Below are 10,492 nucleotides of genomic sequence, written 5' to 3' on the forward strand. Positions count from 1 at the left end.
GCCGGCACAGCAGCGCTATGCAGCTATCGCCAGTGGAGTTTGAGAAACGCTATTTCCAGAGCTTGGAAAGTGTCTAGGAAAGCCGGGGCGATTCAGACAGACCAATTAAACACCCGATCACATAAACCTATCCCCTCTCGCCAATAGTGATAATTTCGGCGCACCTCGCAGCCGGGGCATGAGATTCTTATCAAGTCAGGATAAAACTGACCTCCGTCAACAACCTCTAGAAAGATAATTCTGATTCAACTCAGAGAACTCCTATGTCTAGCGTTAATCCTTTACTGCCACTATGGACGGGCTCCAAAGGAAAACTATTAACCCTCACCAAGAACCTAATTATCAAGGACTAATCCTCAGAATGAATACTTTCAAATCCCTGTTCCTTACCTCCGCCATCCTGGCAGCAATGAGCACCCAAGTTCACGCCGCCGACGGCACCATCAACTTCACCGGTGAAATCATCGCTGCGTCCTGCGAGATCTCCGGCGGTGCCGGTGCCAACGTCAGCGGCGCTGCAGGCAATCAGGTCGTCGACGTGAATCTGGGCAAGGTCAGCATGGACTCCCTCGGCGGCGCAGCCGGTGCCGGCATTGCTGGCGGCACCGCAATCAACCTGCTCATCGATTGCGGCAACACCGCCGCCGGTCTGAATAGCGTCGAGCTGAAGTTCGACCCGATCGCCGGCTCGGGCATCGATGCCCGAAACGGCAAGCTGCTGCGTACCGAAGGCACCGCAGTCGGCGTTGGTATCGGCATCTACGACACCAACAATCAGCTGCTCAATTTGCAGGCTACCCAGCCCTTCGTCGCCGCTCTCGTTCAAAACGGCGACAACTACACCGCCGCGCTGAACATGCGTGCCGGCTACGTTGCAAACGGTGATGTCGTCGAGCCAGGTACCGCCAACGGCACCCTGCCCTTCACCCTGTCCTACAAGTAAGCGCTACCAGCGGGGGCGCAACGCCCCCGCATCACTACGAGGTTACTTATGAAAGCCATTAATCTTCTGCGTTTAGCCCAAGTGCTGGCCCTATCGGCTGTTTCCTCGGTGTGCCTAGCCAATATCCAGGTAGGCGGCACACGTATCGTCTACCCCTCCACGGACCGCGAAGCTTCTATCCAGGTACGCAACCAGAACACCACCGATATCATGATCCAGTCGTGGCTGGAACCTGCCGCCGGACAGGTCAGCAGCGATGTCCCATTCGCCCTCACGCCCTCTCTCGCCCGCCTGGGAGCCAAGAAGCAGCAACTGCTGCGCATCTTCTACCAGGGCAAAGGCCTGCCGGAGAATCAGGAGACAGTCCTGTGGCTGAACATTCAGGAAATCCCCCAGGCCTCGACCAATGAAAACGGGCTGCAGATCGCTTTTCGCCAGCGCCTGAAGGTCTTCTATCGCCCCGCCAACCTGCCGGGAAGCGCCGAAGAAGCGGCCAAGTCCGTTAAATGGCATGTCCTGCACGAAAGCGGTAGAACCCGTTTGCTCGCCGCGAATACTTCCGCGTTCCATGTATCGCTGAACTCGGTGAGGGTCATAGCCAATATGAAGGAATACGAAGTCAAGTCGGAAATGCTTCCCCCCAAGGGAACCAACAAGATGACCATCGAAAAACTTCCAGACAACTACCAGGGCGATATCAAAGTGCACTGGGAAGCCATCAACGATTACGGCGCGATTACCAAGCACTCCACCACCGTGCAGTTCTAATTTTCAAAAGCCGCCCAAACAACCTATTCAAACAGTCCACGGGATTTAGTTCCCAGGCCACGTTTCGCCCGGGAGGTGTCATCTTGCTCGCACGTACCTCATGTAAGCCAAACGCTTTATTCCGGCTAGCGTCGGGAGCTGGCGTTTATTGCCTGGCCGCACTGAGTCTGCTAAATGGCGCCCCGGTGATAGCTGCACAGTTCAACGCGTCCTTCCTCAAGGATAAGGGCGAGGGTGTTGATCTACGCTACTTCGAGAATGCCAACGCAGTACTCCCTGGCACTTACGATGTGGACTTGTATCTCAACCAGCGCCTGGATCGTCGTGCGGAAGTAACCTTTCAGAACGATCCAGAAGCCGAGATGGGTGAAGCGCGTCCCGTACTGCCCCTGGGGCTGCTGCGGAGCATGGGAGTCGATGTGGAGCGGCTGCAGCAGGAAGGCATCGTAGCGACTGATGCTACTGACGACGAGCCAGTGCACTTGCTGCGTATTGAAGATGCAGCCGTCGAGATGGACGTCGCCCAACTGGCACTTCAGATTAGCGTCCCGCAGGCCTACATCAAACGCAACTCCCGTGGCTACGTGGACCCCTCCCTTTGGGATGAAGGCATTACTGCGCTTTTCAGCGACTACCAAGTGAACCTCGATCGCAACAGCGATGCAGACTCCAGCAGCGATTACGGCTATCTCGGTTTGCGCAATGGCTTGAACATCGGCCCGTGGCGCCTGCGCAACGACTCCTCGATCAGGCAGGGCACCGGTATGCCGCGCACCTTCACCAGTAACCGGACCTTCGTTGAGCGCGATATTACCAGCCTGAAATCACGCTTCGCCCTGGGCCAGCTGTATACCGATGGGGACATCTTCGACAGCAGCCGAATCAAGGGCCTGCAGTTGAGCTCGGACACCGGCATGCTGCCGGACGACGAGGCCGGTTATGCGCCCACTGTCCGTGGTATTGCTGAATCCAACGCACGGGTGGAGATCCGCCAGAACGGGTACGTGATCTACTCCACCTCAGTGTCGCCTGGCGCCTTCGAGATTCGCGATATTTATCCCAGCGGATCCAACGGCGACCTGGAAATCACCATCGTCGAGGAAGACGGTCGCGAAAGGAAATTCACCCAGGCGTATTCCTACCTGCCCATCATGGCCCGGCGCGGTAGCCTGCAGTATCACCTGTCGCTGGGCCAGTACGACGGCGAACGTTCGAGCAAGCCCACCGTCCTACAGGGTACGGCTGTGTATGGCCTCGGCCATAACCTGACCAGCTACGGCGGTCTGCTGCATGCCGAAGACTACTCTGCCTTGAATGCCGGCGTTGGCGTCAACTCCTCCCTGGGCGGCATGTCCATGGACGTGACCACCAGCCGTTCGCGCCCCACTCGCGGCAAATCCACGGCTGGTCAGAGCGTGCGCTTCCTATATTCGAAGACCCTGAACCAGACCGATACCACCTTCACCATGGCGGGCTATCGCTATTCGACTTCCGGTTATCGGACGCTGAATGAGCATATCGACGAACAGGAACGCGATCGCAACGACGAGTACTACTACTCAGGTCGCCCCAAGCATCGGCTGGACCTCACGGTAAACCAGGCCATCGGCTCCCGCGGCTCGGTGTATCTGAGCGCGGGCGAAACCAACTACTGGGACCGTACCGGCGGCACTCGGCGTCTGCAGCTGGGATTCAGCAGCAACTACAAGGATCTGAGTTACAACGTTTCGGCGTCACATACCCAGAATGTCGGACAAGCCGGCGGCTCGGACAATCAGTTGACGGTCTCGGTCAGCATCCCGTTTGGCTCGCGCGCACGCGCCCAGCGCCTCTACAGTAATGCCACCACAGCAGGCAAAGGACAGGACAGTTTGCAGGCTGGCGTCTCGGGCTACCTGAACGACAGCAACAACCTCTCCTATTCCGCGCATACCGGGCAGTTCGGCAGCGAACACAGTGCTGGCGCCGGCATGGCTTGGGATGCCCCCTCGGCGAAACTGGCCGGCAACATGTCTCGCAGCGGTACAGCCAACCACTATGATCTGACTGCCTCAGGCTCGGTGATCGCACACAGCGATGGCATCACCCTGAGCCAACCGGTCGGTGAGACTTTTGCGCTCATCGAGGTTCCCGGCGTCAAAGATGTTGGCCTGGAAAACTCACACGTGCGTACAGACCACGCAGGTTACATGGTGGCCGGCTATGTCCAGCCCTATCGCTACAACTGGTTGAATCTGGATACAAAGACTCTGGGCAGCGATGTGGATGTCGGAGAGACATCGAAACAACTGGTGCCGCGCCGCGGCGCCATAGTCAAGGCCAGCTTCGATGCCGCCTCCGGCCGCCGCATCCAGTTCGTACTTGCGCAGGCCGATGGGTCGCCCCTGCCCTTTGCCACCCAGGTGCTCGACCAAGACAACAAGCTGCTGGCGGTCGTAGACAACTTATCCCGCGCTTTGGTCTTCGGCATCCCAGAGAAAGGTACTTTGAAAGTGCGTTGGGCCAAGGGCAGTTGCGCGGTCCCCTACAAGCTGCCCGAACGCAACTCAAAACTGAAATATGAAGAAGTCAAGGCTACCTGTTCGGGAGAAATACTATGAAAACCTCCTCTCTAGCGCTTACGATCATCAGCCTTTTAGCAATGCAATCTTTATGGGCGGCAGAGGGCTGTCGCTGGTCTGATAACGGCGGAACGGAATTCAGAGTCGTGGAACGATCTGTGCCCGCCAGCATTGCACTCGCAAAGGTCAATATCGGTGGCGTAATGGCTAAGCAATACTCCGGCTCAGCTCCAGCCCAAGCTTATGGATGCCAACCTGTTAGTACATACCCAACGCTGGAGTATGGAGAGTATGTAACAACTGGCGCAAACGGGGGGCTGGCCGACGGATTCAGCAATGTATACAAAACCAACCTCAAAGGCGTCGGGGTCCGTTTCTCCCGCAATTCGACGACGATCTTGCCGTACAGTAAGGCTGTAGCCAATGCTAATAACTCGAATGTTTGGCAAACGAATTACTATATTATCGAATTCATTAGAACCGCCCGCGAAGTGGAAACAGGTACGTTGCACTACGACCATAAGCTGGAGCTTCGCGTCATGGGAGCTTCCGTAATGGAAGGTTTATTCATCGGCTCTACAAAGGTCAGCTCACCGAACTACTTTTCGGGCTGTTCAGGTGTAGAAAATCTAAACATCAATATGGGGCAAGTCCTCCTGAGGGACCTCGCAAAATTCACTCCCAAGGAATTCAACCTCGATGTTCTTTGCGAAGGATTGCCTGCAGGTACCAAGTTGCCCGTAAAAATCTATTTTGAAGGAAACTCACCCGGAGCTGGGCGCTTGAACCTCCAGCCTGGTGGAGCCGAAGGGGTTGAGATTTCCTTGACCAATGACAGAAAAGTCAAATTACCGTTCATTAAAGGATCCGCGTTGAGCATGGCCTGGACGCGCAGTGAAGCTTCCGGGGAAATCTATCGGCTTCCGATTGTGGCGCAATATGTAAAATCAGGCAGTGCCGAAATAGTTCCAGGACGAGCGGATGCGATCCTAAATTACATACTGGAATATAATTAAAGCGGCGCTCAGGTCACGCAAACCTTATTCCAGTTAAGGAAAGTCTGAAGAAGACTGGTCTGACCCGGATCTGGTGGACAGGTAGTTAGAGTTATTTCTCGCATAGCGCCGCTCAAACTTCATCGGGCTGAGATAGCCCAGCGTCGAGTGGCGGCGTCGGCGATTGTAAAAGCGGATGTAGTCGAACAGGTCGGTTTTCGCCTCGTGGTAGCTGGCATAGCGCGTCAGGCACACCCGCTCAGCCTTCAGCGAACGGAAGAAGCTCTCCATCGCGGCGTTGTCCCAGCAGTTCCCGGGACGTGAATGGCTGGGCACGATTCGATGTCGCCGAAGCAAGCCCTGGTAGTCGTACGCGCAGTATTGGCTGCCTCGATCCGAGTGCAGCAGCACTTCTTCTTTCGGCTGTCGGCGTGCAATGGCAATCTCCAGCGCGGCCTGTACCAAGGCATGCTGCATGCGGTGGTGCATCGCTCAACCGACGACTGCGCATGAATAGAGATCGAGCACGACAGCCATATACAGCCAACCTTGGGCCGTCCGCACGTAGGTCATGTCCGAGGCCCAGTGCCGATTGGCGCGCTCCGAGGCGAACTGGCGATCCAGGTGGTTCGGGGCAATCGGCAGAGCATGACGACTGCTGGAAACCAGCCGCCAGCGCTTGCGCGAGCGAACGCGTAGACCGGCTTCGCGCATCAGTCGAGCAACCCGGTGTCGACCACACGCATGCCCCATGGCCGCCAACTCGGTCTTGATTCGGCGATAGCCATAGATCCCATTCACCTCGTGGTGAATGGTGCGGATCTCCTTGCTCAGACGCCGACTCGCCACGTCTCTCGCCGAAAGTAGCCGCTGCTGCCAGGCATAGAAGCCGCTGCGGGATAGCGATCAGCCAACGCCTCGATGGCGCGGAACTTCACTTCGTGGGCTGCGAGAAGATGGCGAGCGTCTCGGCTACATGACGAAGCGGCGTGCAGGCAAGTACCTGGTCTACCGCCTCGCATTTAAAGGATTCGGGAAAACGTCTTATGGTCTGGATCATGAACACTCCTTGCGATGGACATTATCCACCTTAAGTCAGTGTCCACTCAGCCCGGGACAGACCAAGCTGACCTATCATTCTGCACAAGTGGAATTTAATCATTAAGAATAATCCCGGAATTCACCAATTGGAAATCTTCGCCATTTAATAGCGCCCAAAAAAAAGCCCCCGAGCGGCTTGGGGGCTGTGAAAATCCTACAAAGAGAGGCAGAGCAATCATGTACAAGCGCTCCAAGCACTGCGTTGCTCAGAGACAACAACATACTGGACGATCACTTGGAACCTATCGATAGGAATAATCCTATAAAGACATCAACATTTTTAATGCCAGCCCCAAGTTCCCGTCTTGTCTGGGCACTTGGCTAAGAAGCTGTCTTAACCAGCAACCAATTAGACTTCGCAGCAGGAGTCTTAAAGTCTCTGATCGTTCTCCGTCACTACGGCAAACTCAAGGATTGACTCGATGGCACATTGAGTAGCGACCTCAATCACTACGCACGATTTCGAATAACATTCAGAAAATCTTATTTTTTTGCAAAAAACAGGATAACTATATTTACTCAACAACAAATTAACTACAAACATTAAGAACCCCTCAATAGTTAATATCGATGAAATCTAGCTCAAGGCGACTATATTGCCCACGCCGTCCAAGACGAAATTTCCCAGTTCGATGGCTGGGCTTGATGTGCACTTGTTGGCGTGCACCTGGTGCAGTTTCCTCAATAAATCTACTGGGGCTGGCCCCGCTTTTTCTTGGCTTCAGCTAGTGCCTGTCGGAACCCACGCTTGCGCTACCGCATCTAAATTTGATAGGCCAAGACTTTCCCACTCGCCAGCAGGCCCACAAACACGATCAATGCTGCCGCCAAAATCCCCATCTATGCTCTTGCATGGCGATTTCTTGGAGACTTCTGTCGATTCGAGTCTTCCAGCAGTTGACCAAAGCAGCCGCGCCAGCCGGGTGGTACTGATGTTTCGCCTCAGGATTCCGCTAGCTTGTTGCCAGGTGGAGAGGACGAATTCCGCTCCCAAGTTTGAAGCCGCGTCACACTCTCTCTGAAATGACGCAGGCCTTTTCCAAGCATAACGCTGGAGAACACAAGCACTATGGAAGTCACGATCATCAGTGAGTAGCGCAAGGAGCCACCGTTACCAAAGCCGTAGTCGGATACCAGCGCAACTGCCGTCGGAGCCATCCCCAAGCCGAGCAGGCTAATCACAAGGCTGTAGATCGCTGTGGTCTGCCCTCGCATCGAGTTCGGCACAATCTCCTGAAGAGCTGCTACTGCTACCCCAAATGGCATACTCAGGCAGAAAATCGACGGAATCAGGATCATTGCCGCGAACCAGCCATTGTCCATAAGCGGGTAGATAATCACGGTCGGCAGGGCACCAATAGCGGCGTAGAAGCCTACACGCATGTTCGCATCCGTGTAGCCATGGCGGGTCATTATGTCGGCCAGCCGACCACCACAAAGCACGCCCAGGCAACCAAAGACGGCGACGAGACTGCCATAGGTGATACCGACCTGAGATGCGTCCCAACCGTAGGTGCGCATGAAGAAGCTGGGAATCCATGCACTTCCCCCATAACCCGCAAAAGCCAGGCCGGCGAAACCAAGGTTGTGGCACAGGATGGTACGGCGGTTTTGTGCGAGATACCGAGCGACATCGGCTACAGGAATCACCTGCCCCGCTCCAAGCCCCTGGCGAACGGGCTCTCGAATGGCCAATAGCAGAAGGCTGAAGGCAACACCGATGGCGCCAAGGATCAGGAAGATCATCTGCCATGGCCTCAACTCCCCCACGACCAGAAGCTCAACGTTGCCCTGCGCGGAGGCGAACTTGATAACAATGCCACCGAGCAGGAAAGCTACCCCAGAGCCCAGGTAGATCCCCATGGAGTAGACACTAATGGCCGTAGAGCGACGCTCAGGAGGGAAGCTGTCGGCAATCATCGAATAGGCTGCCGGCGTCAGGGCAGCCTCCCCGACAGCGACGCCAATCCGTCCGATGAGGAAATGCCAGTAGAGCTTCGCCACCCCGCACAAGGCAGTGGCCGCGCTCCAGAACAGAATGCCCACCGCAATCAGCCCTCTGCGGCTGCGAGTGTCAGCAACTCGGCCTAACGGGATGCCGCAGGCGGTATAGAACAACGCAAAAGCCATTCCCATCAACAAGCTCAGCTGGGTATCGGAGATGGCCAGGTCTCTTCGTATAGGATCGACCAGCAGGTTGATGATCTGCCGATCGATAAAAGACAGCACGAAGGCTGTCAGAAGGATAGCGACCGTAACCCAGGCACGAAGTCGCGAGGGATAAGGACTGTTGTTCTTACACATCGAGATTCCTCCACCTTACTCACACGGTAGTTCAAACTCCGAATGGCAAGAGCAGCAGGCAAAAATCCGGTCCGATGGTCTGTCCCGGATCTGGTGGACAGGTAGTTAAGAGTTATTTCTCGCATAGCGCCGCTCAAACTTCATCGGGCTGAGATAGCCCAGCGTCAAGTGGCGGCGTCGGTGATTGTAAAAGCGGATGTAGTCGAACAGGTCGGTTTTCGCCTCGTGGTAGCTGGCACAGCGCGTCAGGCACACCCGCTCAGCCTTCAGCGAACGGAAGAAGCTCTCCATCGCGGCGTTGTCCCAGCAGTTCCTGGGACGTGAATGGCTGGGCACGATTCGATGTCGCCGAAGCAAGCCCTGGTAGTCGTACGCGCAGTATTGGCTGCCTCGATCCGAGTGCTGCAGCGCTTCTTCTTTCGGCTGTCGGCGTGCAATGGCCATCTCCAGCGCGGCCTGTACCAAGGCATGCTGCATGCGGTGGCGCCTCGCTCAACCGACGACGGCTAGTGAATAGAGATCGAGCACGACGGCCAAATACAGCCAACCTTGGGACCTCCGCACGTAGGTCATGTCCGAGACCCAGTGCCGATTGGCGCGATCCGAGGCGAACTGGCGATCCAGGTGGTTCGGGACAATCGACAGAGCATGACGACTGCTGGAAACCAGCCGCCAGCACTTGCGCGAGCGAACGCGCAGACCGGCTTCGCGCATCAGTCGAGCAACCCGGTGTCGACCACACGCATGCCCCATGGCCGCCAACTCGGCCTTGATTCGGCGATAGCCATAGATCCCATTCACCTCGTGGTGAATGGTGCGGATCTCCTTGCTCAGACGCCGACTCGCCACGTCTCTCGCCGAAAGTGGCTGCTGCTGCCAGGCATAGAAGCCGCTGCGGGATAGCGATCAGCCAACGCCTCGATGGCGCGGAACTTCACTTCGTGGGCTGCGAGAAGATGGCGAGCGTCTCGGCTACATGACGAAGCGGCGTGCCGGCAAGTACCTGGTCTACCGCCTCGCGTTTGAAGGATTCGGGAAAACGTCGTCTGGTCTGGGTCATGAACACTCCTTGCGGTGGACATTATCCACCTTAAGTCAGTGTCCACTCAGCCCGGGACAGACCAGATATCGTGTCAGCCTATCCTAGCTAAGCTCATGTATGATGTGAAAAGCTAAATGAGGAGAAACATAATGCGACTGCTTCATACTATGTTACGCGTAGGTGACCTGGATAAGTCCTTGGACTTCTATACCAGAATCTTAGGAATGACCCTACTGCGCAAGTCGGATTATCCCGAAGGTAAGTTCACGCTCGCTTTTGTTGGCTATGGTAATGAAGAAGACAGCAGTGTCATCGAACTGACCCATAACTGGGGCGTCGATAGCTACGAAATTGGCACTGGCTATGGCCATATCGCCCTTGAAGTTCAAGACGCTGCTAAAGCTTGTGATGACATCCGAAATAATGGCGGCGTCGTTACGAGAGAAGCAGGCCCAATGAAGCACGGCACAACAGTTATCGCATTTGTTGCGGATCCTGACGGTTATAAAATCGAGCTCATTCAAAAATCTACTTGACCCGCTTTACCCCAGCAGACCTCGCCTTCGCGAGGTCTGCTTTGCACTTTGTCAATTCTGACAAAAGTGAAACTTCCCTAACCAACGCAGCTTCATAAAGGTCTCTGTACTGATTAAAAAGTTCACGCAGCTCTGAATCGCCCCGGTTTTCCTAGACACTTTCCAAGCTCTGGAAATAGCGTTTCTCAAACTCCACTGGCGATAGCTGCATAGCGCTGCTGTGCCGGCGTTTGGGGTTATAA

The 10,492-nt window shown here is 55.6% G+C and carries 13 protein-coding genes; 5 read left to right on the plus strand and 8 right to left on the minus strand.

Annotated features, from left to right (window positions below):
* Window positions 1-361 precede the first annotated feature (361 nt).
* The 4 genes from ACIPK7_RS29540 to ACIPK7_RS29555 all read left to right on the plus strand — a co-directional run bounded on the left by ACIPK7_RS29540 (window position 362) and on the right by ACIPK7_RS29555 (window position 5,288).
* A complete protein-coding gene (locus tag ACIPK7_RS29540; RefSeq protein ID WP_192436271.1) occupies window positions 362-943 on the plus strand; it encodes a fimbrial protein in 582 nt (193 codons plus the stop codon).
* Window positions 944-991: 48 nt separating this feature from the next.
* Window positions 992-1,711: a molecular chaperone gene (locus tag ACIPK7_RS29545; RefSeq protein WP_401091891.1), complete on the plus strand. Its 720-nt coding sequence runs from the start codon at window positions 992-994 to the stop codon at window positions 1,709-1,711.
* 83 nt (window positions 1,712-1,794) lie between these two features.
* Window positions 1,795-4,311, plus strand: coding sequence for a fimbria/pilus outer membrane usher protein (locus ACIPK7_RS29550; protein WP_401091893.1), 2,517 nt, complete (start codon window positions 1,795-1,797; stop codon window positions 4,309-4,311).
* On the plus strand, window positions 4,308-5,288 hold the full coding sequence (locus tag ACIPK7_RS29555) for a fimbrial protein (RefSeq protein ID WP_401091895.1): 981 nt from the start codon (window positions 4,308-4,310) through the stop codon (window positions 5,286-5,288). Before ACIPK7_RS29550 ends, ACIPK7_RS29555 begins: the two co-directional genes overlap by 4 nt.
* A gap of 33 nt (window positions 5,289-5,321) precedes the next feature.
* Here ACIPK7_RS29555 and ACIPK7_RS29560 read toward each other — a convergent pair whose 3' ends face one another.
* The 7 genes from ACIPK7_RS29560 to ACIPK7_RS29590 form a co-directional block, all read right to left on the minus strand.
* Window positions 5,322-5,744: an integrase core domain-containing protein gene (locus ACIPK7_RS29560; RefSeq protein ID WP_401091897.1), complete on the minus strand. Its 423-nt coding sequence runs from the start codon at window positions 5,742-5,744 to the stop codon at window positions 5,322-5,324.
* 15 nt (window positions 5,745-5,759) lie between these two features.
* Complete coding sequence (locus ACIPK7_RS29565) at window positions 5,760-6,116, minus strand: IS3 family transposase (protein WP_401091898.1); 357 nt, start codon at window positions 6,114-6,116, stop codon at window positions 5,760-5,762.
* 85 nt (window positions 6,117-6,201) lie between these two features.
* Window positions 6,202-6,327, minus strand: coding sequence for a hypothetical protein (locus ACIPK7_RS29570; RefSeq protein ID WP_263866469.1), 126 nt, complete (start codon window positions 6,325-6,327; stop codon window positions 6,202-6,204).
* Between the two features lie 983 nt (window positions 6,328-7,310).
* Window positions 7,311-8,672, minus strand: a complete 1,362-nt coding sequence (locus ACIPK7_RS29575; protein WP_192436267.1) for an MFS transporter — start codon at window positions 8,670-8,672, stop codon at window positions 7,311-7,313.
* Window positions 8,673-8,777: 105 nt separating this feature from the next.
* The gene (locus tag ACIPK7_RS29580; RefSeq protein WP_401091900.1) at window positions 8,778-9,149 is read right to left on the minus strand and encodes an IS3 family transposase; all 372 of its coding nucleotides are present in this window, start codon (window positions 9,147-9,149) and stop codon (window positions 8,778-8,780) included.
* Between the two features lie 15 nt (window positions 9,150-9,164).
* Window positions 9,165-9,521 carry an IS3 family transposase gene (locus tag ACIPK7_RS29585; RefSeq protein ID WP_401091902.1) on the minus strand — a complete coding sequence of 119 codons (357 nt, stop codon included), beginning with the start codon at window positions 9,519-9,521 and terminating at the stop codon, window positions 9,165-9,167.
* 85 nt (window positions 9,522-9,606) lie between these two features.
* Complete coding sequence (locus ACIPK7_RS29590) at window positions 9,607-9,732, minus strand: hypothetical protein (protein ID WP_401091904.1); 126 nt, start codon at window positions 9,730-9,732, stop codon at window positions 9,607-9,609.
* Window positions 9,733-9,863: 131 nt separating this feature from the next.
* Between ACIPK7_RS29590 and gloA the strand changes: the two genes are divergently transcribed.
* Window positions 9,864-10,250 carry a lactoylglutathione lyase gene (gene gloA, locus ACIPK7_RS29595; protein ID WP_192436264.1) on the plus strand — a complete coding sequence of 129 codons (387 nt, stop codon included), beginning with the start codon at window positions 9,864-9,866 and terminating at the stop codon, window positions 10,248-10,250.
* A 51-nt stretch (window positions 10,251-10,301) separates the two neighbouring features.
* Here the strand turns inward: gloA and ACIPK7_RS29600 are convergent.
* A partial coding sequence (locus tag ACIPK7_RS29600) for a hypothetical protein (RefSeq protein ID WP_401091906.1) occupies window positions 10,302-10,492 on the minus strand: 191 nt, incomplete at its 5' end.

Source organism: Pseudomonas sp. NPDC086581 (assembly GCF_044746165.1).
In the GTDB taxonomy this organism is placed as follows: domain Bacteria; phylum Pseudomonadota; class Gammaproteobacteria; order Pseudomonadales; family Pseudomonadaceae; genus Pseudomonas.

Coding starts and splice junctions, on each gene's coding strand:
- ACIPK7_RS29580 (WP_401091900.1), bottom strand. CDS start 9,149: ATGCAGCATGCCTTGGTACAGGCCGCGCTGGAGATGGCCATTGCACGC.
- ACIPK7_RS29555 (WP_401091895.1), top strand. CDS start 4,308: ATGAAAACCTCCTCTCTAGCGCTTACGATCATCAGCCTTTTAGCAATG.
- ACIPK7_RS29570 (WP_263866469.1), bottom strand. CDS start 6,327: ATGATCCAGACCATAAGACGTTTTCCCGAATCCTTTAAATGCGAGGCG.
- ACIPK7_RS29545 (WP_401091891.1), top strand. CDS start 992: ATGAAAGCCATTAATCTTCTGCGTTTAGCCCAAGTGCTGGCCCTATCG.
- gloA (WP_192436264.1), top strand. CDS start 9,864: ATGCGACTGCTTCATACTATGTTACGCGTAGGTGACCTGGATAAGTCC.
- ACIPK7_RS29560 (WP_401091897.1), bottom strand. CDS start 5,744: ATGCAGCATGCCTTGGTACAGGCCGCGCTGGAGATTGCCATTGCACGC.
- ACIPK7_RS29540 (WP_192436271.1), top strand. CDS start 362: ATGAATACTTTCAAATCCCTGTTCCTTACCTCCGCCATCCTGGCAGCA.
- ACIPK7_RS29590 (WP_401091904.1), bottom strand. CDS start 9,732: ATGACCCAGACCAGACGACGTTTTCCCGAATCCTTCAAACGCGAGGCG.
- ACIPK7_RS29575 (WP_192436267.1), bottom strand. CDS start 8,672: ATGTGTAAGAACAACAGTCCTTATCCCTCGCGACTTCGTGCCTGGGTT.